Annotated in this window: 25 protein-coding genes and 1 pseudogene; 9 read left to right on the top strand and 17 right to left on the bottom strand. The window is 28.4% G+C overall.

The genetic code is table 11. The annotated features are described in order from the left end of the window. The 6 genes and pseudogenes from KGF39_RS14885 to KGF39_RS14860 all read left to right on the top strand — a co-directional run. Positions 1–273: pseudogene (locus KGF39_RS14885) on the top strand (ABC transporter permease); the annotation flags it as partial. Further along, positions 274–1,029, top strand: a complete 756-nt coding sequence (locus KGF39_RS14880; protein WP_054272840.1) for an ABC transporter ATP-binding protein — start codon at positions 274–276, stop codon at positions 1,027–1,029. It abuts the pseudogene before it with no gap. A gap of 96 nt (positions 1,030–1,125) precedes the next feature. Further along, positions 1,126–2,163, top strand: coding sequence for an ABC transporter substrate-binding protein (locus tag KGF39_RS14875; protein ID WP_227822893.1), 1,038 nt, complete (start codon positions 1,126–1,128; stop codon positions 2,161–2,163). 792 nt (positions 2,164–2,955) lie between these two features. Beyond that, on the top strand, positions 2,956–3,843 hold the full coding sequence (locus KGF39_RS14870; RefSeq protein WP_227822892.1) for an ABC transporter permease subunit: 888 nt from the start codon (positions 2,956–2,958) through the stop codon (positions 3,841–3,843). Further along, the gene (locus tag KGF39_RS14865) at positions 3,844–4,599 is read left to right on the top strand and encodes an ATP-binding cassette domain-containing protein (RefSeq protein ID WP_227822891.1); all 756 of its coding nucleotides are present in this window, start codon (positions 3,844–3,846) and stop codon (positions 4,597–4,599) included. A gap of 127 nt (positions 4,600–4,726) precedes the next feature. Next, positions 4,727–5,749, top strand: a complete 1,023-nt coding sequence (locus KGF39_RS14860; protein ID WP_227822890.1) for a CD0873 family tyrosine ABC transporter substrate-binding lipoprotein — start codon at positions 4,727–4,729, stop codon at positions 5,747–5,749. A 163-nt stretch (positions 5,750–5,912) separates the two neighbouring features. On the opposite strand, the gene KGF39_RS14855 is transcribed toward KGF39_RS14860, so the two are convergent. The 4 genes from KGF39_RS14855 to modA form a co-directional block, all read right to left on the bottom strand. Beyond that, on the bottom strand, positions 5,913–6,470 hold the full coding sequence (locus tag KGF39_RS14855) for a sugar O-acetyltransferase (protein WP_227822889.1): 558 nt from the start codon (positions 6,468–6,470) through the stop codon (positions 5,913–5,915). Between the two features lie 26 nt (positions 6,471–6,496). Beyond that, on the bottom strand, positions 6,497–7,552 hold the full coding sequence (locus KGF39_RS14850) for a sulfate/molybdate ABC transporter ATP-binding protein (protein WP_227822888.1): 1,056 nt from the start codon (positions 7,550–7,552) through the stop codon (positions 6,497–6,499). Next, positions 7,553–8,236, bottom strand: a complete 684-nt coding sequence (gene modB / locus KGF39_RS14845; RefSeq protein ID WP_054272832.1) for a molybdate ABC transporter permease subunit — start codon at positions 8,234–8,236, stop codon at positions 7,553–7,555. A gap of 150 nt (positions 8,237–8,386) precedes the next feature. Then, complete coding sequence (gene modA / locus KGF39_RS14840; RefSeq protein ID WP_227822887.1) at positions 8,387–9,199, bottom strand: molybdate ABC transporter substrate-binding protein; 813 nt, start codon at positions 9,197–9,199, stop codon at positions 8,387–8,389. A 191-nt stretch (positions 9,200–9,390) separates the two neighbouring features. On the opposite strand from modA, the gene KGF39_RS14835 reads away from it, so the two are divergent. Further along, the gene (locus KGF39_RS14835) at positions 9,391–10,320 is read left to right on the top strand and encodes a helix-turn-helix transcriptional regulator (RefSeq protein WP_227822886.1); all 930 of its coding nucleotides are present in this window, start codon (positions 9,391–9,393) and stop codon (positions 10,318–10,320) included. Between the two features lie 160 nt (positions 10,321–10,480). On the opposite strand, the gene KGF39_RS14830 is transcribed toward KGF39_RS14835, so the two are convergent. From KGF39_RS14830 to KGF39_RS14770, 13 genes are all read right to left on the bottom strand, one after another. Then, positions 10,481–10,930, bottom strand: coding sequence for a hypothetical protein (locus KGF39_RS14830; RefSeq protein ID WP_227822885.1), 450 nt, complete (start codon positions 10,928–10,930; stop codon positions 10,481–10,483). Positions 10,931–11,240: 310 nt separating this feature from the next. After that, the gene (locus KGF39_RS14825) at positions 11,241–12,095 is read right to left on the bottom strand and encodes a protein-ADP-ribose hydrolase (protein WP_054272828.1); all 855 of its coding nucleotides are present in this window, start codon (positions 12,093–12,095) and stop codon (positions 11,241–11,243) included. A gap of 357 nt (positions 12,096–12,452) precedes the next feature. Continuing rightward, positions 12,453–13,781 (bottom strand): 6-phospho-alpha-glucosidase, encoded by a 1,329-nt coding sequence (locus KGF39_RS14820; protein ID WP_227822884.1) that lies wholly within the window; start codon positions 13,779–13,781, stop codon positions 12,453–12,455. A gap of 147 nt (positions 13,782–13,928) precedes the next feature. Next, complete coding sequence (locus tag KGF39_RS14815; RefSeq protein WP_054272823.1) at positions 13,929–14,258, bottom strand: PTS lactose/cellobiose transporter subunit IIA; 330 nt, start codon at positions 14,256–14,258, stop codon at positions 13,929–13,931. Positions 14,259–14,281: 23 nt separating this feature from the next. Beyond that, positions 14,282–15,571 (bottom strand): PTS sugar transporter subunit IIC, encoded by a 1,290-nt coding sequence (locus KGF39_RS14810; RefSeq protein ID WP_054272822.1) that lies wholly within the window; start codon positions 15,569–15,571, stop codon positions 14,282–14,284. 19 nt (positions 15,572–15,590) lie between these two features. After that, positions 15,591–15,917: a PTS sugar transporter subunit IIB gene (locus KGF39_RS14805; RefSeq protein WP_227822883.1), complete on the bottom strand. Its 327-nt coding sequence runs from the start codon at positions 15,915–15,917 to the stop codon at positions 15,591–15,593. A gap of 114 nt (positions 15,918–16,031) precedes the next feature. Continuing rightward, positions 16,032–16,661 carry a hypothetical protein gene (locus tag KGF39_RS14800; protein WP_054272820.1) on the bottom strand — a complete coding sequence of 210 codons (630 nt, stop codon included), beginning with the start codon at positions 16,659–16,661 and terminating at the stop codon, positions 16,032–16,034. 214 nt (positions 16,662–16,875) lie between these two features. Beyond that, on the bottom strand, positions 16,876–19,512 hold the full coding sequence (locus tag KGF39_RS14795; protein WP_227822882.1) for a sigma-54-dependent transcriptional regulator: 2,637 nt from the start codon (positions 19,510–19,512) through the stop codon (positions 16,876–16,878). A 358-nt stretch (positions 19,513–19,870) separates the two neighbouring features. Further along, entirely contained in the window at positions 19,871–20,815 is a 945-nt protein-coding gene (locus KGF39_RS14790; protein ID WP_054272818.1) for an ABC transporter ATP-binding protein, read from the bottom strand. After that, complete coding sequence (locus tag KGF39_RS14785; RefSeq protein WP_227822881.1) at positions 20,808–21,833, bottom strand: ABC transporter ATP-binding protein; 1,026 nt, start codon at positions 21,831–21,833, stop codon at positions 20,808–20,810. The genes KGF39_RS14790 and KGF39_RS14785 overlap by 8 nt, the downstream gene beginning before the upstream one ends. A gap of 74 nt (positions 21,834–21,907) precedes the next feature. Then, positions 21,908–23,476 (bottom strand): ABC transporter substrate-binding protein, encoded by a 1,569-nt coding sequence (locus KGF39_RS14780; protein ID WP_227822880.1) that lies wholly within the window; start codon positions 23,474–23,476, stop codon positions 21,908–21,910. A gap of 112 nt (positions 23,477–23,588) precedes the next feature. Further along, on the bottom strand, positions 23,589–24,500 hold the full coding sequence (locus KGF39_RS14775; protein ID WP_227822879.1) for an ABC transporter permease: 912 nt from the start codon (positions 24,498–24,500) through the stop codon (positions 23,589–23,591). Then, positions 24,484–25,470 (bottom strand): ABC transporter permease, encoded by a 987-nt coding sequence (locus KGF39_RS14770; RefSeq protein WP_227822878.1) that lies wholly within the window; start codon positions 25,468–25,470, stop codon positions 24,484–24,486. Before KGF39_RS14770 ends, KGF39_RS14775 begins: the two co-directional genes overlap by 17 nt. A gap of 318 nt (positions 25,471–25,788) precedes the next feature. Between KGF39_RS14770 and KGF39_RS14765 the strand changes: the two genes are divergently transcribed. Together KGF39_RS14765 and KGF39_RS14760 are read left to right on the top strand one after the other, a co-directional pair. Next, positions 25,789–26,232: a MarR family winged helix-turn-helix transcriptional regulator gene (locus KGF39_RS14765; protein ID WP_413927028.1), complete on the top strand. Its 444-nt coding sequence runs from the start codon at positions 25,789–25,791 to the stop codon at positions 26,230–26,232. 2 nt (positions 26,233–26,234) lie between these two features. Then, the gene (locus KGF39_RS14760) at positions 26,235–26,633 is read left to right on the top strand and encodes an HsmA family protein (protein ID WP_107594395.1); all 399 of its coding nucleotides are present in this window, start codon (positions 26,235–26,237) and stop codon (positions 26,631–26,633) included. The last annotated feature ends 95 nt before the right edge of the window (positions 26,634–26,728 follow it).

The raw sequence follows: 26,728 nt of genomic DNA, 5'->3' as shown, positions 1-26,728 counted from the left end.
TTGGTTCTTGGAATTGCTTCTATCATAATTGGTGTTACACTATTTAAGAAATTTACTTTTATCAAAGATACTACTGCAATAATTGTTGGTTCTTTTATATACCAATTCACTATCTACTTTGCAATGAGTTTAGGAATGTTATCGACTGACTTAAAATTAATAACTGCTATAGTTATAATAGCTTTCTTAGCTACTGGTAACTTAAACATTTCACTAAAAAAAACAAATGCAAAGCTAGTACCAAAAATAAATCAGAAAAAAGAGGTGTTATAGATGTTACAAATTAAAAATCTTTCAAAGAGTTTCCCTAATCCATACGGTGAACCTAATACTATATTTGAAAATTTATCAATCGACATAGAAGATGGTGAATTTGTAAGTATTATAGGTAGTAATGGAACTGGTAAATCTACTTTATTAAATATAATATCTGGGCTTATAAAAGAATCTTCTGGTCAAATTACATTAGACAACACTACTATAACAAATTTGGCTGAATACAAAAGAACCCAAATAGTAAGTAGAGTTTTTCAAGACCCTAGCCTAGGAACTTGCCCTTCTATGACAGTTAGAGAAAATCTATCTTTAGCACTTAATAAAGGGAAATTATTAAACTTAAAGAAATGTCTTCGTCATAAAACGAATGACTTAGAACACTTACTTGAAGGAATTTCTTTGGATTTAAAAAAATACTTAGATATTAAAGTACAATATCTTTCAGGAGGTCAAAGACAGTCACTATCACTAATTATGTCTAGTTTAGCAAGTCCTAAGGTCCTATTGCTAGATGAACATACAGCAGCACTTGACCCAAAAACATCAAATGAAGTAATTGAGTTAACAGATAAAATCGTAAGGGAAAAAAATATAACTACACTTATGGTGACTCACAACTTAAAACATGCCCTTCAATATGGTGATAGGTTGATAATGCTCCATAAGGGTGAAGTTGTCTTAGATGTAAAAAATAAAGAAAAAGAACAATTAACAGTTGAAGAAATCTTAGAAAAATTTGAATATGCAGTTTAAGAAATAAAAATTCATTTTTAATTAAGCATATTTACAATTTATTATATGAATATATGAACAAATATAATTATTTAAATTTTGAGGGAGGAAAATAAAATGATAAAAAGAAAAAAAATATTAAGTTTAATTATAGCAGGAGTACTTGGTGTATCACTGCTTACTGGATGTTCTCAAAATGATGGCTCTAATGCCTCAAATGAAAACGGAAAAACAGATAACAAGAAACAAAAAAATATAGGTATCACTCAATTGGTAGAACATCCATCTTTAGATAAAGCAAAGAAAGGATTCATAAAAGCACTCGAAGACAAAGGCTATAAGGATGGAGATAATATAAAAATAGATTTCCAAAATGCACAAAACGATATGCCTACTACACAAAGTATTGCAAGTAAGTTCGTATCTGACAAAAAAGATTTAATATATGCTATATCTACTCCATCTGCACAAGCAGCTTATAATGCTACTAAAGATATACCTATAATCATGACTGCTGTTACAGACCCTGTAGAAGCTGGACTTGTTAAATCTCTTGAAAAACCAAGTGGAAATGTTTCTGGTACATCTGACTATCTTTCAATTGATAAAACATTAGAATTAGTTAAAACATTGACTCCAAAGGCAAAAAAAATAGGTGTTATATACAATACTAGTGAAGTTAATTCAAAAATCCAAGTTGATTCTCTACATGATTATGCTAAGAAAAATAATTATGAAGTGGTTGAAAAAGGAATCAGTTCCTCAAGTGAAGTCAATCAAGCTATTTCTAGCTTAGTTGGCAAGATAGATGTTTTATATGTTCCTACTGACAATTTAATAGTTTCTTCTATGCCAATAGTTTCTAAAGTTGCTAATGAAAACAAGATTCCTATAATAGCTTCTGAAGAAGGTTCTGTATCTTCTGGTGCTTTAGCTTGTTGTGGAATAGACTATGAAAAACTAGGTTACAAAGCTGGAGAACTTGCTATTGAAGTATTAGAAGAAAAAGCTGTTGGAGATATCCCAGTTACTATGTTAGATGAAACTGAAATAATAATTAACGAAGATACACTAAAAGCTCTTGACATGCAAAAGTTATCAGCAGATAATATAAAGTATATAAAGTCAGATGAAAATACAAAATCTGCAAAATAAAACTTATTAATTTTAAAAAGTAGGTAATATGAAAACTTTATATAATAAGTACTCTTATCCACCCTAACCCTTTGAAAATTGTGCTTATTATAGCAATTTGAATATTGCATATAAAGTTATTCATTTTCCATAAAAGTCGTCTGTATTGACGACTGATTATGAAAGTTATATAACTTTCTAATCACTACTTGAGCTGTCCAAAAGAATTTCAATATTCTTTAGACAGCTTTTTTATAAAATTTAATGGATACATATGTGTATATATTTCATATTCAGTATATATCTTGATAAAATTTCCACATTTCTCTATAACTTAGGATAACGTTTTTTTCAAATAATACATTGATTTAAAAGTATTCTAAGTATACATTATTTAGTATTTTAATTAAATTTAGCAGTTGACTTTTATTAGTGTATAATTTATAATTTATAACAAGTCGAGAATACATATAATTTTCTGGCTAATTAAAATATTAAAAGGGAGAGATAATTATGAATACTTTATTAAACAATAAAAAATATTATTATTACTATAGCCACTATTTTTAGGGTTTGTACCTACGTTTTAACATAGATACAGGCCCCTTAAGACTACTAAAATTTTGGGATTGTATCTATGTTGGCTATATTGTTTATAGAGTTTTCATTTAACTATATAAGAGCCACATAGATTAAACTATGTGGCTTATTCGTGTTTTTACCACATAGTTTTGTATACTATGTGGTTTTTTTATACACAAAATTAGCAAATAATTAGAATTATAAAAATATTTTCAAAGGAGTGTTTTATTTATGTCAGGTATTATATCTGTAATGACGCAAAGTTTAATTTTATCAATTATGGCACTGGGGGTTTATATAACTTACAAAATCTTAGATTTTCCAGATATGTCTGCTGATGGTAGTTACACAATGGGTGCTTCTATCGTAGCATTTTCTCTTACTAATGGTATTTCTCCTGTAGTAGCAACTTTAATGGCTATCTTATGTGGTTGCACTGCTGGTCTTGTTACTGGAATTCTTCACATTAAGTTTAAGATATCAAACTTACTTTCTGGTATTTTAGTTATGGGAATGTTGTACTCTATCAACTTAAGAATAATGGGAAAATCAAATATTCCTCTATTTAGCTTTAAGCATTTATTCAATGGAGAAATATCTCCTATAGTTTTAGCCTTGGCTTTTGTATTTATCTGTAAAGTCCTTTTAGACTTATTTCTAAAAACAGGTCTTGGGTACACTTTAAAAGGTGTTGGTGATAACTCTCAAATGATTAAATCTTTGGGTATAAATATTGGTTCTATAAAAATACTAGGACTTATGATTTCAAATGGACTTATAGCTTTATCTGGTAGTCTTATGGCTCAGTTCTTAGGATTCTCAGATGTAAATATGGGTATAGGAACTTTGGTTCTTGGAATTGCTTCTATCATAATTGGTATTACACTATTTAAGAAATTTACTTTTATCAAAGATACTACTGCAATAATTGTTGGTTCTTTTATATACCAATTCACTATCTACTTTGCAATGAGTTTAGGAATGTTATCGACTGACTTAAAATTAATAACTGCTATAGTTATAATAGCTTTCTTAGCTACTGGTAACTTAAACATTTCACTAAAAAAAACAAATGTAAAGCTAGTACCAAAAATAAATCAGAAAAAAGAGGTGTTATAGATGTTACAAATTAAAAATCTTTCAAAGAGTTTCCCTAATCCATACGGTGAACCTAATACTATATTTGAAAATTTATCAATCGACATAGAAAATGGTGAATTTGTAAGTATCATAGGTAGTAATGGAACTGGTAAATCTACTTTATTAAATATAATATCTGGACTTATAAAAGAATCTTCTGGTCAAGTATTACTAAATAAACATAATTTATCTAACTTAGCTGAACATAGAAGAACTCAAATAGTAAGCAGAGTTTTTCAAGACCCTAGCCTAGGAACTTGTCCTTCTATGACAGTTAGAGAAAACTTATCTCTAGCACTTAATAAAGGTAAATTATTAAACCTAAGAAAATGTCTTCGTTATAAAAGAGATTTCTTAGAAAATTTATTAGAAGGTGTATCTCTTGATTTAAAAAAATATCTTGATGTACAAGTACAGTTTTTATCAGGAGGTCAAAGACAGTCACTATCACTAATTATGTCATGCTTAACAAATCCTTCAGTTTTATTACTTGATGAGCATACAGCAGCACTTGACCCAAAAACATCAAATGAAGTAATTGAGTTAACAGATAAAATCGTAAGGGAAAAAAATATAACTACACTTATGGTGACTCACAACTTAAAACATGCTCTTCAATATGGTGATAGATTGATAATGCTTCATAAGGGTGAAATTGTCTTAGATGTAAAAGGTAAAGAAAAAGAACAATTAACAGTTGAAGAAATCTTAGAAAAATTTGAATATGCAGTTTAAAATGTATCTATTATATTAAGTCTATTTCTAAAATAATCTTAAAATTATAATAATTATGGTAACTTTGCAATAATTCATATGAATATATGAATATATATAACAATAAATTTTCGAGGGGGATATAAAAATGATTAATAAAAAAAGATTGGCAAGTTTGATTTTAGCTGGTGCTCTTAGTGTATCTATGCTTACAGGATGTTCTCAAGGAGGAGATTCTAGTAGTTCAAAACAAGAAAGTAATTCAAAAGGTAAAGAAGTTAAAAAAATTGGTATAACTCAACTGGTTGAACATCCAGCGTTAGATGCTACTAAGACAGGGTTTGTAAAAGCATTAGAAAAGAACGGCTTTAAAGATGGTGAAAATATTAATATAGACTTCCAAAATGCTCAAAATGATATGCCAACTACACAAAGTATTGCAAGCAAATTCGCATCTGACAAGAAAGATTTAATATTTGCTATATCAACTCCGTCAGCTCAAGCAGCTTTTAATGCTACTAAAGATATACCTATACTTATGACTGCTGTCAGTGACCCTGTTGCTGCTGGATTAGTTAAAACTCTTGAAAAACCAGGCACAAATGTATCTGGAACATCAGATTTTGTTTCTGTAGACAAAGGTTTAGAACTTCTTAAAATATTTGCTCCTAAGGCAAAAACTATAGGAGTTATGTACAATACTAGTGAAGTAAACTCAAAAGTTCAAGTTGATGCTTTAAAAGAATATGCATCTAAAAATGGGTTTAAGGTTGTTGAAAAAGGTATAACTACTTCAAATGAAGTTAACCAAGGGATTTCTAGTTTAGTTGGAAAAATAGATGTCTTATATGTTCCTACAGACAATTTAGTAGCATCTTCTATGCCTATAGTTTCTAAAATAGCTACTGAGAATAAAATTCCTGTTATAGCAGCTGAATCTGGTCCAGTTGAAAAAGGTGCTCTTGCTTGTCAAGGTATCAACTATGAAAAACTAGGTTACAAAACAGGTGAAATGGCAGTTAAAATTTTAAATGGCGAATCAGTGTCTGATATGCCTGTAGCTACATCAGATGATACAGATATAATTGTTAATGAAGATATATTAAAAGCATTAGGTATGGAAAAACCTTCTAATGATAATATTTCTTACGTAAAGACTAAACAAGAATAGAAAGATATTTTCTCTATACGATTAATATGCCTGTTTCTATAAATTTTTTTAAAGAAACAGGCATATATTTTTATTTTAATATATTATCTATTTAAAGATTATATGTAAATACTCTTAATTTATTTTTATAAACTTTGTTTGTATATACTTTGTAAAATCATATTTATGCTTCTATTTTCTTTATTACTCTACATGGATTTCCAACAGCTACAGTATTTGATGGTATATCTTTTGTAACTACACTTCCTGCACCTATTACTACATTATCTCCTATAGTAACTCCTGGTGTTATGATTACTCCCCCACCTATCCATACATTATCACCTATTTTTACAGGAGAACCATACTCTATACCTGAATTTCTAAGTTGTGCATTAATTGGATGATATGCTGTATATATTTGAACGTTTGGAGCTAACATTACATTATCACCTATTTCAATTTTGCATACATCTAAGAAAATACAATCATAATTTGCAAAGAAATTTTCACCTACATGTATGTTATATCCATAGTCACATTTAATGTTTTGTTCCACATTTATCTGCTTGCCAACGGAACCAAATAGTTGTCTTAAAATATCTGCTCTTTTTTCATATTCATCCTCTAAAGTATTATTAAATAGTCTAGTTAATTTTTTACAATACTCTCTTTCTTTTACTAGCAATTCATCATTTGCATAGTACCCTTTCCCAAACAACATTTTTTCTTTTTCAGTCATATAATCTACTCCTTTTTATTATAAATTTACTTAAAACAAAATAAATATTCCTGTGGAAAATCTAAATAAATGCTGTCACCCTTCTTAAATCTCATTTTACCTTTTTCCAATTCTATTTGAATAAGTATACATTCTTTAGATAAATCAGTTTTTCTAACATATATAGTATAAGTAAATGGATTTTCTATAATGTTAATCAATTCAAAACATAACTTTTCATTTAAATCTTCATTAGAATCCAAGACCTTAATATGATGCTCTCTAATTCCCACATATTCTATATTATCATCTATTTCTCTATTTAATGTCAACTCACATCCCCAATCTGTAGCATAAATAGTATTTTCATCTATCCTATTTAATTTGGATATATTTTTACACCCTGTTATCTTAGCTTCTATAAGGTACTTTGGAAATTCAAATAGCTCTTTTTTAGGTCTCTTTGGAAGACCTTCTCCCTTGTTATATACCATAATATCATCACAAACTCGGTAAGCTTCTTCAATATCATGAGTAACAAATAGTATATCTCCCTTGTAGTCTTTTAACATGTTCATAAGTTCTTTTTCCATATTACTTCTTAAATGATGGTCTAGTGCTGAAAAAGGCTCATCTAAAAGTAATATATCTGGAGATGTTGCCAATGCCCTAGCTAGTGCTACTCTTTGTTGCTGACCACCAGATAATTGCCAAGGGTATCTACCCTCAAATCCATTTAATTTAAGTATATCTAAATACCTTGTTACTATTTCCTTTTTTTCACTCTTGTTCAGTTTTAAAAGTCCAAGCTCAATATTTTGACTTACAGTCATATGTGGAAACAAAGCATAGTTTTGAAATAAAAAACCTACTTTTCTCTCTTGTGTTGATAAATTTATCTTTTTTTCAGAATCGAATAGTACTCTATCATTTAATACAATTCTACCTCTTGTTGGTTTCTCAAGCCCTGCTATACATTTTAATGTCATACTTTTTCCAGAACCAGATTCTCCTAAAAACCCTAAAATTCCTTTTTCTTGTTTAATTTCTACCTTTAATTTAAAAGAGGATAAATCTTTCTCAATATCTACATATAAACTCAACTATCCACACCTCTTTCCTATAATTTTCTGCTGAAATTCTGACCAATAATTTAATAATAAAATCATTGCTATAGATATTGCTACAATAATCATAACCCACATCATAGCTTTGTTCATATCTCCGCCTTCAACTGCAAAAAATATAGCTATTGGCATAGTTTGAGTTTTTCCAGGTATATTTCCAGCTATCATAAGTGTAGCACCAAATTCACCAAGAGCTCTGGCAAACGACAGCACCAATCCACCAATTATTCCAGGCCAAGCTAATGGGACTGCAATCTTAAAAAATACTTTCCACTCATTAAGACCTAATGTCCTAGCAGCTGACAACATATTGTTGTCAATCTGTTCAAAAGCTGACCTTGAGGTTCTATACATCATAGGAAAAGACACCACTACTGCTGAAATTACAGTTGCTGTCCAACTAAATATTAAAGTTTTATCAAAATTTAATAAAAACTTCCCTATAAATCCATTCTTCCCACATAGCAATAATAAAAAGAATCCTACAACTGTTGGTGGCAAAATCAGTGGAAGTGTAAACAGCCCATCTATAAGACCCTTCCACTTACCTCTATAGTTAGCCATAATATATGACACAAATATTCCTATTATAAAAGTTATTACTGTTGACAAAAGAGATGTCTTAAGCGATATCCATAAGGGTGACCAATCTGTTTCCATCTTTAAACCTCCTCAATTTTAAATGGAAATAGTGAAATTAATAAGTCTATTAATTTCACTATTTCCATTTTATTATAATATACAATTATTTTCAATTTTCATGTATTTATATATAATTTATATTTAAATACATATAGTTTATTTATAAACTTATTCTACTTTTTTGTATCCAAATTCTTCAAAAATCTTTTGTCCTGCTTCACTTAACAAAAATTCTTCAAATTTCTTAGCAGAATCTATATTTTTACTAGCTTTAATTACTGAAACTGGATATGTAATAGGTGAATGAGTTTTTTCGTCTGTTTTTTCAACCACCTTTATCTTATCATTATTAACAGTATCACTAAAGTAAACGAATCCAACATCAGCATTTCCTGATTGCACCCATGCTAAAACTTCTTTTACATCTTTTGCAAATACTAGCTTATCTTTTAACTTATCCTTTAAATTTAAATTAGTTAACACCTCATCTGCATATTTACCAGCTGGAACACTTTCAGCTTCACCAACAGCAATTTTCTTCACTTTATCTGTAGTCAAATCTTTCATACTAGATACATTACTATCAGCAGAAGAAATAAGAACTAAATCATTTTTTACTAAATCTTTCATAGTATCAGAAACCAATAACTTTTCTTCATCCAAAGCTTTCATTTGTTTTTGACCTGCTGAAATGAATAAATCACAAGGTGCTCCTTGTTCTATCTGTTGTTGCAATGACCCTGAAGCTCCATAATTAACTGTCAATTTTACATTTGAATCAACTTTTTTGTATTCTTCTTCAATCTTTTCCATTGCTTCTTTTAAACTTGCAGCAGCCGATATATTTAGCTCTACTGAATCACTACTTTTATTTGTTTTTTCTTGTTTTCTATCATCTTTTTTGATTTCATTGCTATTGCATCCAACTGTCCCCAAAGTTAAACATGCAACTAGTCCTAATATTCCCAATATTTTTTTCATAACAATCTCCCTTTTTGTAAATTTAATACATGTTTTAATGCGTTTTATCATGTTTTATCATGTTTCATTATATATAGTTTAATTATATATACCTGATAATAAATTTTCAAGTAAATTATTTACATTACTTTTAAATATTTTCTACATTTTCCTTTTTTTAATGTTAAAATAACCTTATATGGAGGTGGATTATGGACTCATTATCATCTTTGACACCTGTCGAGGTAGCTGAATTATTAAAGATAACAAAAAATACTGTATATGAATTAATCAAAAGAGGTGAACTTCCTTCTTATAAAGTAGGAAAAAAAATAAGAGTTGATATTAAAGACGTTGAAGAATATATCAACAGCCAAAAAACTGGTAAAGTAAAAGATACACATTTCAACAATAAAAATATAGATATAAACAACAATTCTAAAATCATTATTTCTGGTCAAGATGTGATACTAGATATTTTAGCTAGGTACGTTGAAAAAAAATTAGATGGAGTCAATACATTTCGCTCTTATATAGGCAGTTATAATGCTTTATATGAATTATATAATGGCAGAGTTTCTATAGCATCATCCCATCTATGGGATTTTGAAACAGATGAATATAATGGCCCTTTTGTTAAAAAACTATTGCCAGGAATACCTTGTGTACTTATAAATCTAGCTTACAGAATGCAAGGTTTTTACGTTGCTAAAGGAAATCCTAAAGAAATAAAAACTTGGGAGGATTTAACTAGACCAAACATAACTCTTGTAAATAGAGAAAAAGGGGCTGGAACTAGAGTTCTACTTGACGGTAAACTTAGGCTTCTAAATTTTAATGGTAATCATATAAAAGGTTATGATAATGAAGAGTTATCACATCTTGGTGTTGCAAGTACTGTCTCTCGTGGAATAGCTGATGTTGGTTTAGGAAATGAAAAAGCTGCTTTACAAGTAAATAACATTGACTTTATTCCTCTTCATAAAGAACGTTATGATTTAGTTATTAAAAAAGAAGACTTACAAAATCCAGTTTACAAAACTATAATTAACATAATAAATTCAGCTGAGTTTAAAGCTGAACTTCAAGGTCTTGGTGGATATGATTTAACTGATACAGGTAAAATCATAGCAGAAGTTTAGGATTAAAATCGCAATCTATTTTATATGACCTATAAGTTTTCATAAAATTTATAACTTAACTACAAAATAAATTGCGATTTTTATGTGTCTTAAAAAATTTATATCATTCATTTTATCTCTAATACAAAATCCAATATAGTTAATTATGTGAGATATTACATTAGTATATATTTACATAATAGTATTTTTCCTTAATATAGATTAACATATTATACGTTTTAAGCATCAATACTTTTCCTTTCTTATATATATACGGCAATATGTATGAATTTAATAGGCTATATACAATATTGCTTTCTTCTTGTATTTTTTCCACTAATAAGTTATTTATAAAATTATCTTTTTCATTTTCAATAATCTCACTCCAATTTATCTTAACTTTTAATACATATCTTCCCACTAGGTATATACACTCTACAATAAATAATAAAAATACTATGCAATCAGTACCTCCTATATGATACAAACTTCCAGATACTAATGGCTTAGCAAAGAAATTATAAAAATTCAAAGTATCTCCTGTATAATCAAAAAGTATTAATAGTAATCCTAGAACTCTTAATACTTTCATATTCAACATGTCTTTATCTTTATTATTTTTGTTTTTCATATATATTACCTCTCTTTTCTTTAGATTTTATTGTAATCTAATACTAACTCTTTTATTTGAGGTATAAATGAATTTAATTGGTAGTTATTTTCATTTTTATTAGTAATTAATTCACATTACTAAACAATACTTCTATTTAAACATAAAAATAGCTCATTTATTTCTTAATAAACACCAAAATAAATAAGCTATTAATATTCAATTAATTTTTATCATTTAAAAGATTATTATCTATAAATTTAAATATTTTATTGAAGTATATTGTACTATCATGTTCAAATCTATCAACTTAGAATTATACTATATAATATTATTTAAATATTCTTCTATATTTCTCTTCTTCCTCTTCAGTAAACACATTAAATACAACTTTCAAATTTTTCTCAGGATTTTCTTTTATCCATAGTCTAACCCTACTCACAGCAAGATTAGCTGCCTCTTTTTTTGGATAACCAAATACACCTGTAGAAATTCCACAAAAAACAATATTTTTTATTTCATCAATTTCTTTTATTGTGTTTAAACATGATTTGTAGCAATGAAGCAGTTGCTTTTCTTGTTCTTTACTTGGCTGACCACCAGATACAATAGGTCCAACAGTATGAACTACAAATTTTGCAGGTAAACAATAGCCTCTAGTTATCTTAGCATCTCCAGTATATTCTAAATGTCCTTGTTTTTTTATTATTTTGTCACAATCTTCTCTAAGTCTAGGTCCTGCACATGAATGTATCTCATTATCCACACATAAATGTAGTGGTTGTAGACAACCTAATAACTTATTATTTGCAGCATTTACTATTGCATCTGCTCTTAAATTTGTTATATTACCTCTCCATATAGCAATACCTTCCTCTACTTCTTCTATATCATTTACATCTACTAGCTCTCTTTCTTCACATTCAATTAACAATAAATTATGTAACATATTAAGTATCTCTGGAGCAATTTCTTTTGGTGGATATACATTCAAAAGTCCTCTAAGTATGTCTCTAGGCTTAATTTCATCATTTGATAAATTGTATATTTTAGAAGGAACTTCTTTTGAAAAATATGCAATTAAAGTGTTTATATTTTTTTTTCTTTGTTCGTCAGTTAGAGGCTTGATAGTTTTATCAAAATCCTCAAATAAATTTACATCCTCAGCATAATCTCTCCACTTCATAGCCATCTCTCCATTCTCATATTTTAGAATTAAAAATAATTATGTATTATGTACATGTTTATTTATATCTATATTATTTATTTCTATAAACACCTACATAAATCCTGTTAAAAGTGTAAATTTTTTATTATACAACTTCTCGAACTATTTCTATTGATTTATTTGTCGTCTTATATTAAATTGAACTTATCTAGTCAAACAACTGTAACCGTCAACTAAATAACAAATTCTTTGCAAACCTTGAAGAAGTAAGAGTATCTATAGACAAGCTTATAAAATCATAAATAAAGTTCCTACAAATACACTAACTAAGCTATGTACTAAACTGTAGGAACTTTTTTAAAATATATATTATTCTTAACTAAGTTCTGGCCAATAATTTTTATTTGCTTCTATTAAATCATCTAATAATTCTTTTGCAACTATTGCACTTGGAACTGTCTTAGATAGCATAAGTGCTTGCCACAATTTATTATATGACTTCTCAATCCAAGCATCAACTACTAATTTCTCAACTGCTAATTGTTGTTCTATCAAACCTTTTTGAAATGTTGGTATTTTACCTATTGATAATGGTTCATACCCATCTTTTCCAACTATACATGGAATCTCAACCATAGCATCATCTTGTATATTTTCTATAGCTCCATTATTTTGAACTATTAATAACATACGTTCTTGAGTATTAAAAGCTAGAGCTGTAGCTAAATCAACTATAAACTCCGCATGTATTCCTATCTTAAGCCCACTGCCATTAGAATGACCTTGCTTTTCTATTAATGCACATGAGCCAAAAACTTCTTTTTCTCTTCCATCAATTACTTCATTGGCACGAGTGTAATTTAAATCAGAATGATTTACAACATAATCTGGGAATAGATAGTACTTTAAATAACTACTTGGTATTGTAGTTAAATCTGTCTTTGCTATTTCTCTAGTAAATAAATTAGTTTCAAACCAACTGTCTTTCTTATCATTTTTCATTCCTTCTTCACCATTTATAAATCCATACTCTTTTATATGTTCTACTAATTTTGGTAAAAGTTCATTTCCTTTTTTGTCTTTAATTGAAGTATACCAACCAAAATGATTCAATCCAAAGTATCTTATATCCATATGTTTACGAGATTTAAGCCCTGCAATTTTTGCTATACTATGTTCCATACCTATTGGCATATCACAAATATTTATTACTCTAGAAGTAGGTCTTAATCTTCTAACGGCTTCTGCTATTATAGATGCTGGATTAGAGTAATTTAGCATCCAGCAATTTGGAGAATACTTTTCCATATAGTCTATGTTTTCAAGTACACCTTCTATAGACCTCATTCCATAAGCTATTCCACCTGGTCCACAAGTTTCTTGACCAACTACTCCATGCTTTAAAGGTATCTTTTCATCTAGTTCTCTCATTTCAAGCTTCCCAACTCTTATATGAGCCAAACAAAAATCTACATCTGTATAAGCTTCTTTAGGGCATGTTGTTGCTAAATACTCTATAGTAGGGTCCTTTTCTTTTATTAGTATTTCACAAGCTTTAGCTAATTTGTTTTGTCTTTCTTCATCATTGTCGTATAATTTAATCGCTCTTAATGGTAACCTATCTAGGTTATCTAACAACATTAATATGATTTCTGGAGTATATGTACTTCCCCCTCCAGCTATTACTACTGAAAACTTCTCCATAATAATTTCTCCTTTTCTATCTAAAAATTTACTATATTTATAAATAATTTTATAAATAATAGTACTTTAAAGTAAAAGGGAGTTCATTTATTAAATTTATCAAATTAATAAACTATAGCCAAACTTCAAGCACTATTTATATTAAACTTACTTCTTATCAATTCTTGGGTCCATCATCTCAAATATATCTACAAGTTCAGATACTAAAGAGTGAGCAAATAATGCATTTGAATAATGGTCTTCAGAATGTACAACTAAAAAATCAGTTCCACTGTCTTTACTATTCATAGCATTTGATAGCAATTCTAAATGATGCTTTGATGCCAGTTGTATTTTCTCTGATGCTGAGTTTAAAAGATTTTTCGCTTTATCGTAGTCACCTTTTTTTACTTCTTTGAGAGACATCATTACATCACTTTTAGCATCTCCTGCTTCTGATATTATGCTAAATACTTTTTCTTCTATTTCAGGTATCATATCCTTCTCCTTCTAATGACTCTTTAAAAATCAAAGCTATCATCATTTAATGCTGTAGCTAATTCTGCATTTTTGTTTAATTCTTCTTTTTCCATTATCTTAAAAAATGGATAATATATCAAGGTCATAAGTATTATACTTGCAAATACTAATACTATTGCCTTCCAGTCTAATGTCATTAAAAATGCTGCAACCCCTGGAGGTAAAAAGCCTGGTGGTTCTGCAATAGGTAATCCTACTAATCCTACCTTTAATGCCATAAAGTTAAGTGCTCCAACTAATACAGGTCCAAATACAAATGGTACAAACATATATGGATTCATAACTATTGGTGTTCCAAATATTACTGGCTCATTTATTCCAAATAATGATGGTAAAAGTACAACTTTTCCCATACTATTTAAACTCTTACACTTACTTCTTGACATAAGGTATACTAGTCCTAAAGTTATTCCTGAACCAGTTACTTGTAGAAAACCATAGTAAAATCCTATTGTAAACACATATTTTGGGTCTCCTCCAGCTGCTATTAGTGTTGCATTTTCTGCCATATATGTAGCTGCTATTGGCATCCATATACTTGAAGTTATTGCTGCTCCATGAAGCCCAAAGAACCATAATAATTGAGTTATGAAAAGTATTATAGTTACTGCAAAAACATTATCTACACTGCTTATAGCTGGTGCTAAGAAATTCATTATAATAGCTGGTAATGGTTGACCTAATACATTTTTAGTTATTGCTGCTATTGCTGTAAATAACATTATACATACTATCATTGGCGTTAAATTTCTAAAACTCTTATTTACTACACTTGGTACTTCTTTTGGAAATCTAATTACAAGGTTCTTATCATTCATAAACTTAGTAATATCAACTACTAAAAGTGCTATTAGTATACTTACAAATAAACCTTGAGCATCTAAGTAACTTGTATCTAACGCACCATCTACTACTTGTCCACATACAACAAGTTGTGCTATAACTGCTGTCATACCTATTTCTACATGATTAAGATTATATTTTTTAGCTAATGCTTGAGCTATAAAAAATGCTGAATATATAGATAATAAACTCATAGTAAATTTGTTAGGAATAAGTAATGTATCCATATTTTCAGATAAGAATGCTTTTGCACTTCCTTCAGGTATCATATTGTTTAGTGCCATAAATAGCATACTTAAAGAACCTACAATTATTATTGGGGTTATACTTATCATACCTTCTTTTATAGCTTGAAGATGCCTTTGTTTTTCAATCTTTTGTGCTATTGGAAGAAGAAACTTTCTCAAATTATTTTGAAGTGCTTCCATATTTATTCATTCCCTCCAATTATCTATTTTTATATAATTCGATTGCCGACTTCATAACAGAAGGAGCATCCATACGACCATAATGCTTAGTATCTATTAAACCAACTGCTATTTTATGATTTTTACAAGCTTCAACTACATCATCTTCCTTGAATCTAATTTGTGGTGCTACAAGTACCACATCTGTATCACTAGCTTGAATGTATGATTTTAGATTTTCAAATGATGTTGCTTCTATATTTATAGTTTTAATTTTTAACTTTTCATGCTCACTACAAAAACTTTTCATCTTTTCCACAAGTACACCTGTTGAAGCTCCATTTGCGCATACCAATAAAATATTCATAATTATCCTCCTGCAATATCTAACCTCTTTTATTTTCTAATTTTTTATCAATCAATTCTTACTCTAATTCCTATCAATTTTTACTTTAATTCTTATTAATATTTACTCTAATTCTTAGTACTGCCAATGATTAAATTTGAAAGCTGTATCTATAGCTTCTTCTGGCTTATATTCTTCTAATATTTTTAAGTACCTTTCTTTATAATCATTATCTACTTCTTTCTCTGGTATTACTATACTAGCTTCATTTAAGAAATGGAATGAATCTCTTCCCATTTCTAAGCCTCTATATGTATGCTTATCAAGTGCCACGTCCATAATTTCTGGGACTTTACCCATTGCAAATCCTTTTATAATTATGTTTTTTAATAAATCACTTGATCTATCTTTTTCACATGCACAAAGATATCTTATTGCATGTATGAAAAATAAAGGTCTATCTCCATCTGCATATGAATATTCCTTTCTTACTTGATTTAAATTGTTTATGATTATTATAGCTGATGGGTCTCCCATTCCTATATCTTCAACTGATATTGTAAGTATTCTTCTCCATAGCTTGTCTTCTAATTCTGGTGATGATATATATAGTTCATAAGCAAATTCACAAGCTTGTTCTACCATATTTCTTCTTATAGCTTTTTGAAATGATGAGATTATTTCATCTGCACTAAATCCGTTTCTTGTAGTCATTCTTGCCCATGGGTCATTTGCCTTTTTATCTCTTAATATTTTCTCCTGCATATTATTTACTCCTTTTGATTTAAATTTTAATTATTTACACTATTTATTATTAATATAAAGCAAGTATTGTGCCAGTTTTTTTAGACGCTTTAAAATGTGATTATTTCAATCATGTTCATTGCTAATACTTAGATATTTTGTCTAAGTCTATTTATATGTGTCTAATATTAATGTTATTTTAGACTAAAAAAGATTACCAAATAAGTTTTTATACTCATTGGTAATCTTTTTTGATTATTTCTGCATACTCTAATATTAATAGTATTTGATAACACTCTTTTTTATTAATTTCTATATTATATTTTTTATCTAATTGGGATACTATATCTTTTATCTTGCTTAAGCTCTTGTGGTAATTAAGTGTTTTTTCTTTATCAAGTTGTTCAATTTCTCTAGTATTTCCAATCAATCCATCTACCATGAAAGCTAAATGCATCATAAGCCCAATTACTTTATCATATTTTTTTTCTACATTAAATACTAAAAACAATTCATCAGACACATATTTTATATCTTTAAATATTCTATTATAATTAGAACTTTTTAAAGATGTCTTTAGACCTTCAACTACATCATCATAACCTATACTTATCTTTATGATATTTTTTAATTTGTTTATATTTTCATCCTTATCTATATCTTTTTTACTGATATAGTCAATTCCTTTAATATTAACTCTTTGTTTATTGATTAATGCTACAATATTGCTGCTTTCTTTTAGTTTTGTAATATTTAAACTTAAATCTTTTTCTGTTTTATATGGTACAGATATAATGTCTATTCCATCTAAGTACCTATTCATTTTTTCTTCTAGTATTTTTCTTGTTTGATTATCTACACCTTCTGAAACATGCGATGCTATAATAATTGTTTTAGATAGATTTTCTTTATTTTGAATTTCACTAGTTCCAAAATAGTACTTTCTCGTATTAACAATAGAGTTGTATACATCATTTAAAGATAGTCCCATATTAGCTTTTTGAACTGCTTCTAACACAGTTAATGTTGTCACCATAGAAATTACTCTTACACCACACTTCTTTTCTCTTTTTATAATTTCGTCAAAAGAATTTAATGAACCCATATCTGTAAATAATAGTATATCTTTATTGTCTATATTATTAATCAACTTTTTAAAATCTACAATTATCTCATCATAGCTTTTATCTAACCTCATATCAAAAGAAATAGCACTACATTCTCCAATAATATCACCAACTGCTTTAACCATACTACTTGCTGTAGTTTCTCCATGCATAGCAACTATAATATTAATATTATTCACTATTTTATTTTGTTCATCTTGTTTAGCTTGTACTATAAATAATGTAATATATGCTACAGTTTCTATAGATAAAAATAAATCAAACTCATTTTCAATTATTCCAACTATTTTTAATGCTGTTTTAAATTCACTTCTATTATTTCTTCTAATTTGATTTAGGTCTATGTTATTTGTAGAACTACTTTTATCTAATACACTTTTTATATAGATTGCCATTGACTTAAATATTGATTGGCTTATATCTATCTTTTCATCTTCTTTAATAATTTGTCTTATTGCTTCACACATAGTTTTAAACTTAAGATTATTAAATAGTGAAGCATCTGCTATATTCATTTCTACAGACTCATTAAGATTAGTATTTACTACATTAATAATATTCATATCATCATAGTTGACAACTTCTTCTTCTCCTAATGGTGTAAATACAACATATTCTATCCCATGTGTTATGACTTCATCTGCTTTAATAGACTTATCTCTATAGTCATCACTTACTTGATTTATAGATTTATCAAAGTATTTTTTCTCTATATAAATTGGTTCTTTATTATCTCTTTTATATCTTAAGTATCCATTTGCAACAGCTAATTTTATATCATTTTGAAGTTGACCTACATTATTTTTACAATCATAAAGTAGTAATGATTTAATTATTTCTCTATGTACTTTTATTGGAATAGAAATACTTTCTGATTCTTCCTTGAAAAAATTTTTAACTAATTCTATTCTTTCAATCATTGTTCTGTCTCTTAGTGATGGTATTTCTATTTTCATTGGTATTCTTCTATTGAATGTATCTAATAGTGTTGATGTGGGATTTTCTGTAGTCGCACATATTATTAATACCTTAGATTCTCTTTCCTTAGTTGCATCTCCTAGTCTTTTAAAGGTTCCCTTATCTATAAAAGTAAACAACATTTCTTGACCTTCTGCTGGTAGCCTGTGAATTTCATCTAAAAATAATATCCCTCCATTTGCAATTTCTAAAAGTCCTTTTCTTGAAGATTCTGCACCTGTATAAGCTCCTTGTTCTACTCCAAAAATATGTCCCATAAGTAATTGTGCATTATTAGCATAATCAGCACAGTTAAATGTTACAAAAGGAGCTTTGTTTTCTCTAATTCCACTATCTATAGAATAATCGTACATGTACCTAGCAATCATACTTTTTCCTACTCCTGTTTCTCCATAGATAATAGTATGAAGTCCATTTGTAGGATAAAGCATTGCAACTTTACATTTTTCTATTATAGGTCTTAAACTGTGTTCTTTACCTATTAATGTTTCAAAACTATCTTTTTTCATTTTAGTTTCTATTTTTATTTCTTTTTTTGTATCGAGCAACTCCTCTTTATTAATGTTAATATTTGCAGGGATATAATATACAGGTCTTCCCTTTATCTTTGTAACCATACCCTCATTGAATAATTGATTTAAATATGTACTTATATTGTTTCTTGCAATTCCTGTCTTTTCTGATAATTGGTTAGCTGTAATCCCTTTTTCATTTTTCCTATATGATGATTTTAAAACTTCCATTACTTTATCTTTTTTATATATCATTACAAGCTCCCCTACATTTATAGTATTTTATTAACTAAAACTTTTATACTCACTTTATTTGTTTTAATAAACTCTTATTCTTTCTTATTTTTTGATTTCAATTGTAATTTATCCAACATATCTTATTTTACTTATAGAAGATTCTTTTTAAAAAAATAGATTTATTGTTCATTTTTTATATATTATTATTTTTAAAATTTTATGATATCTTCTTAACAAGATATTTTTCTTGTTTTTAATTTTATTATATTTGAAAAATATGAATAAAAAAACCTATTTTTGGAGAGGTTTTAAAATTTATCCAAAAATAGGCTTTTAGTTTGTAATTCAAGTAAATACTTATTATAGTGATTTTATACTAAACAACTTTTAAATTTTGTTGATATTTATTTATATCTGATTGAGAAGAGTATACAAAATGCCCATCTGAAACTTCAATCCAATCCAATGACTTTTCACTTGAACAATCATATATATTACAATTGTACTCTATTCTATTTCTTGACTTAGCGTATTTAGGGTCAGGAATAGGAATCGCAGAAAGTAGTGATTTTGTATATGGATGAATAGGATTATTATACAATTCACTTGAATCTGCTAATTCTACCAATTTTCCATTATACATAACTCCTATACGGTCACTAATATGTCTAACCATAGATAAATCGTGAGCTATAAATAAACAAGTTAAATTTTTTTCTTGTTGCAATTTCTTAAATAAATTTACTATTTGTGCTTGTATAGATACATCCAAAGAAGCTATAGGTTCATCAGCTATTATAAATTCTGGGTCTACTGAAAGAGCTCGTGCTATGCCGATACGTTGTCTTTGCCCACCTGAAAAGTCAGAAGGATACTTATTTGCATAACTTCTATCAAGTCCTACTAGATTTAGCATCTCATATACCTTATTCATTCTCTCTGTTTTGTTTTTACAGATACCTTGAATTTTTAGTGGCTCTGAAATTATATCTGCAATTGTCATGCGTGGATTTAATGATGAAGTAGAGTCTTGAAAAATAATCTGCATACTTTTATTTATATTTCTTTTTATAAATTTATATGTCTTTTTATCTGAGATACAATTTCCTTTGTAGATTACTTCTCCACCAGTAGATTCGTGTAGTCTTATTATAGTTTTACCAGTTGTAGATTTTCCTGAACCCGACTCTCCTACCAATCCAAATATCTCGCCTTTATATATATCAAAACTTATACCATCAACTGCTTTTACAGTAGTACTTTTATCCAAATGAAAATATTGTTTTAAGTTTTTTATTTCTAGTATTTTTTCTCTATTCATTAGAAATCACCCTTCCACAATTTACTCTAACTGGTATATCTATTTTAGGTGCATCTGGATGCAATAGCCAAGTTGCTGCACTGTGTGTATCATTAATTTTAAACATCGGTGGCTCTTTTTCATAATCTATTTTAAGAGCATTTTTATTCCTTATTGCAAAAGCATCTCCTTTTGGAGGGTTTAATAAATTTGGAGGCATTCCAGGTATGTTATATAGATAGTCATCCTGTAAATCTAAAGTAGGTAATGAGCCTAATAATCCCCAAGTATATGGATGTCTAGGGTCATAAAATATATCTTCTACTGTTCCTATTTCTATAATCTTTCCTGCATACATGACTGCTATTCTATCAGCTATAGTAGCAACTACCCCTAAGTCATGAGTTATAAATATTATTGATAATCCTATCTTATCTTGTAAATCCTTTATTAAATCAATTATTTGAGCTTGTATAGTTACATCTAAAGCTGTTGTAGGTTCATCAGCAATCAATATTTCTGGATTACAAGCAAGTGCTATAGCTATTACTATACGTTGTCTCATTCCTCCAGAAAAATGATGTGGGAACTGTTTAAATCTTTTTTCAGGATTATCTATCCCAACTAATTCAATAAGTTCTATAGCTTTTTTTTTAGCTTCACTTTTACTTATATCTTGGTGAATCACTATAGCTTCTGCTATTTGCTTTCCTATTGATATAGTTGGATTGAGAGATGTCATAGGGTCTTGAAATATCATTGATATATTCTTTCCTCTTATATCTTCCATCTCTTTTTCAGACTTCTTAACCAAATCATTTGATTTAAGTAAAACCTCCCCATTTTTAATATATCCATTGTATGGGAGTATTCTCATCAAACTCTTACACAATACAGATTTTCCACAACCAGATTCTCCAACTATAGCCAATGTCTCACCTTTTTTTAGATTAAAAGATACATTTCTTACAGCCTGTACTTCTCCTTCTTCTACTTTAAAACTTACAGATAGATTATTAACCGCCAATAAATGTTCCAAAAACCATCAACCCCTATGCTATTCAAACCTTAGGGATATATTTTTATCCCTAAGGCTTCTAATTAATTTCAATATTATTCTATTGTCCAGTCAGCTATGTTCCAGAATATACCTACACCATGATGACCTAAAACTGTATCAGGTGTTAATCCTTTGATGTTTGGTTTCCCAACATATATTGCATCTATGTAAGCAATAAATGTATAAGGCATATCTTTAGTCATCTCTACTTGGAATTGTTTATATAACTCTAACTTTTCATCTTTATTTTCTGTTTCTCTTGCTTTTTGAAGTATTTTATCTATAGTAGAATTAGAGTAAGCACTATAATTTGCACCTTTATCTGTTCCAAACACTTTATATGTATGGTCATCTGGGTCAAATGGACTTCCCCAACCTATTAAATGAGCATCTTGATTAGCCCAATCTGTTTCAGTTACAACAACAGCTTTAGCATCAACACCGATTTCTTTTAACTGTTGTGCACATATCTTCGCCATATCAACTCTAACTTGGTCACTCTCACCTGCTGTTATCTCAAAAGCTAATTTAGTGCCTTCTTTTTCATAGATTCCATCAGAACCTAATTTCCAACCTAACTTTTCAATTTCTTGTTTAGCTTTTTCTGGATTATATTCAAATTTTTCTATATCAGGATTGTTATATGGTCCCATTTGTAAAGGTGAATATGCTGGCACACCATGTCCTAATAATACACTATCAACTATTGCTTTTCTATCTATTGCATAACTTAAAGCATTTGGTAATCCTTTAGTTTTTTCATCTTTAAAGAACTTCGAATTAAAATTGTATAATATACCTCTATAATCTGCTGTTTTCATTATATTTACTTTAAAATTCTTTTCATCTTTTTCAAAGTTAGACATATCTTTAGGAGTTACTTGAGCTAAGTCTAATTCTCCTGATTTTAATTGCATTGCTTTAGCCTTATCATCTGGAACAATCTTAAAGACTACTTTATCTAAACCTGGTTCTTTTACAAAATAATCACTATTTTTAACAAGCGTTATACTTTGACCTTTATCCCATTTTTCAAGTTTAAATGGTCCAGTACCTATTGGTTTTTGATTAAATTCATCAGTAGCTATATCCTTACCTTCTAATACATGCTTTGGTAATACTCCTACTGTTAGATAATCAAGCATTGCTGTATTTGGAGCTTTTAAAGTAATTTTTATAGTAGTATCATTAACTACATCAATTTTCGTTATATCTTCATAATTTGATGCTATCTCAGAGGCATTGTCTGGATTCATTATAGTTTCTATTGTAAACTTGACATCATTTGCTGTAAATTTCTCTCCATCATGCCACTTAACATCATCTCTTAAATTAAAAGTATATGTATTTGTTGCCTCATCAAATTTCCAGTCCTTTGCTAGACAAGGAACTACTTTATTATTTTCATCATGAGCTGTTAATCCATTAAATATTAGTGAATTTATTTCTCCATGTTCATATAGTGCCGGATTTATACTTGTATAGCCATTACTTCCATAAACAAGCACCTTACCGTCTTTAGGTGTATCTGCTTTTTTATCTTTGTTTCCTCCACTAGAACAACCTGCCATTAGACTAAGTATCATTACTAAACTTAAAACTTTTAACTTCTTTAATTTCATGATGCTCCCCCTTTTGCTTTTTATAAAATATTTTTCAAAGCTTTGACCCCATTTATTTAAATAGATATTTCAAACACCTAAGTATTTGCTTATTTAATGCTTAAATACTGATTTATAAATTACTAGATTTTTTATTGTTATTCTTTCTTATATAATTACCTATATTCGTTATACACACCAATGTCGTAACCAAAAATATACCCGGAATCAGTATAATCCACCATCTATTTGAAAGTAATGCTTCCTCTGATAAAGATAACATGCTCCCCCAAGAAACAATTTCTATTGGCAGACCAATCCCTAAAAAGCTAAGTGTCGATTCAGTACCAATAGCTGCACCTATATTTGTTACAACCATGAACATTATTGATGCCACAAAATTTGGAAGTAAATGTTGCTTTAATATGTAGAAGAATCCTCCTCCCATACTCCTAGCCGCTAGTATATATTCGCTATTTCTTATTTGTCTAACTTCTGTTCTTACTATTTTAGATATATTCATCCAACTTGTTATTCCTATTACTATAGACATAGATATTGGATTTGAATTCCCAAGTATAGCCTGTACAAATATTATAATCAATATTGAAGGTATACTAAGTATTATTTCTGTGAATCTCATCATTGCATCATCTACAAGTTCAGATGCAAAACCACTTATACTACCATAAACTATTCCTATAACAGTTGATATTACAGTGGAAAACAATCCTATAAATAAAGATATTTTTCCTCCATACCATATCATAGAATATATATCTCTACCCATTGAGTCTGTTCCAAATAAAAAAGTTTTATTTGGAGCTAAATTAGAACTTGTTAAATTCATGTATGTTGGCTCATGTGTCATTATGAAAGATGAAAATACACTTCCAATAACTATAATTGATAAAATAAAAATTGATATATATGGTAATTCTCTAATTCTTTTAAATAAGGTTTTCTTTGTTTCTATATGTTCATCTTCTGCTACTAAAATATAATTATCTCCTACAATTTCAAAATCACTATATTGCGGCTTCATTAGTATCACCTCTATCATATTTCATTCTAGGGTCTATTTTGTTGTTTATAATTTGAGCTAACATATTCCCATATACTACTAAAGCGCCTGTTATTAGACATAAAACTAATAACATATTATAATCATGATACTTTGCACTTTCAAAGCAAAGAGTTCCTAACCCAGGATAAGAAAAAACTTTTTCAACTACATAAGTTCCTCCCAATATATGAGGTATCGAAATAGCCATTATACTGATATATGATGGCATTATATTTCTCAGGCAATGCTTAAAAACAATGGTTCTATTATTCAAACCTTTTGCTTTGCATAAAAGTACATAATCTTCTCTTATTTCCTCTAGCAATTTATTTCTTATCATATATGTGTAATACCATAAATGGCTCAATACAAGTACTGTAAGAGGTAAGATTAAATGTGATATTCTACTTAATATACTGGACTCTTCTCCCATTGAATAAGCACCACTACTTGGAAGTATACTTAAGTTTATACTAAATATAAGTATAAGTACTAAAGCCACCCAAAACGATGGAATACAGTTGGTTATTGTCCCTAATTTACATATGATTCTATCAATGAGCTTATCTTCATGTAATGTACAAAATATTCCTAACAATAAGGCTAGTACAAAGGTAAGTATATAACCTGAACCTCCTAATATTATAGTGTTTATGTAGACATCATTTATAACAGAAGTAACATTTTGTTTATATTTGAATGAAATCCCAAATTCCCCTTTTGACGCATTTGAAATCCATTTTATATATTGACTGTATATTGGTTCATCCAAACCAAGTTTTTTCATAGCATTTTCTTTTTCTTGAGTACTCATTCTTTCTACTCCATCTCCATAGTAAGAAATTAATGGGTCTCCTGGAGCAAGTCTTGCCATGTAAAAAACAACAAAAGATAATAAAAACATTACCAAAATAAACTGCAACAACTTTTTCAGTATATCCTTTAACAAACCCCAATTCCCCCTTTGTTGCAATAAAAAAAACCACATAAAAGCAAACGTAAAGTAACGTTAAAACCTTCGTGGTTCTATTATCATTAAACAAAATTAAATTTTTAATATTTATCTATGAGTTAATTTTAGCATCATTTATTCACTGTGTAAACAAACTTTTTAAAAATTGTTAAAATTTCATCAAATTATTTTATTTATACCTAAAGTAAAATTTTTATGTTCTATTCTTCATTATTTACTATGAAATTATTAAATTTTAGGTTGACTATATCAGAAAAGTATATTATATTAGTTTCTATGCAAACTATTCAAGAGGTGATTTTATTGAAAACTAATTATGACTGTTTTAGAATAGCTATGCTTTTAAAGGAGCTCTATTCTAAAACTATGTACACGGTAGAGGAAAATTTTAAAGAGAATGGATTTACACATCAACAGATTATAATTATAAAACTGATAGCTCATAATCAAGAACTTACAATATCACAACTATGTGATGAGATGTCTTTAGCTAAAGGTACGGTTTCAGGGATAATCAGCAGGTTAGAACAGATTGGATATATAGAAAAATTCAAGAAATCTGATGATAAAAGAAATACATACGTTAAGTTTACAACGACAGGACTTGAATTTGCCACAAATTTTAAAATTAAAATACAAGAAAGCTTTGATGATATTTTTAAAAATTGTGATGAAAACGAATTGAGTGACTTAGTAAAAAATCTTAGAAATATATTAGCAAAAATAAAGGAGAGATAATTATGAATTCTAAATTAATACTTGCAATAGTATTTATAACATCAGCTTTAATTTTTTATACTATAGGTGTATTTGGAGAAAGAAAGGCTAAAATTTTAAAAAAGAAACACGTAATCATATTTTGGCTTGGTTTGATATTTGATACTTTAGGAACATTTACAATGAGTAACATAGCTAACAGCCACACTTTTGAGGTAAAATCAGCTTTATCACAAAACCTTCACAGCATTACAGGTCTTCTTGCAATTGTGCTTATGCTTTTTCATGCAAGTTGGGCTACTTTTGTCTTATACAAAGATGATGAAGAGAAGAAAAAATTCTTCCATAAGTTTAGTATAGTTGTGTGGACTATATGGTTAATTCCATACTTTATAGGTATGTTTATTGGTATGGCTGGATAACAAAAGCTAGATAACAAAATAAAAAGTGTGTAAGAAATACTGCAATTAAATTTATATAAAACAAGGGTCTTTAAAATAAAGTGTGTATTCTTCTA

Origin of the sequence: Clostridioides sp. ZZV14-6345 (assembly GCF_020657775.1) — a bacterium.
Lineage (GTDB): Bacteria > Bacillota > Clostridia > Peptostreptococcales > Peptostreptococcaceae > Clostridioides > Clostridioides difficile_D.
Note: the sequence above shows the minus strand (reverse complement) of the source record. Positions and strands in the feature narration are given on the sequence as shown.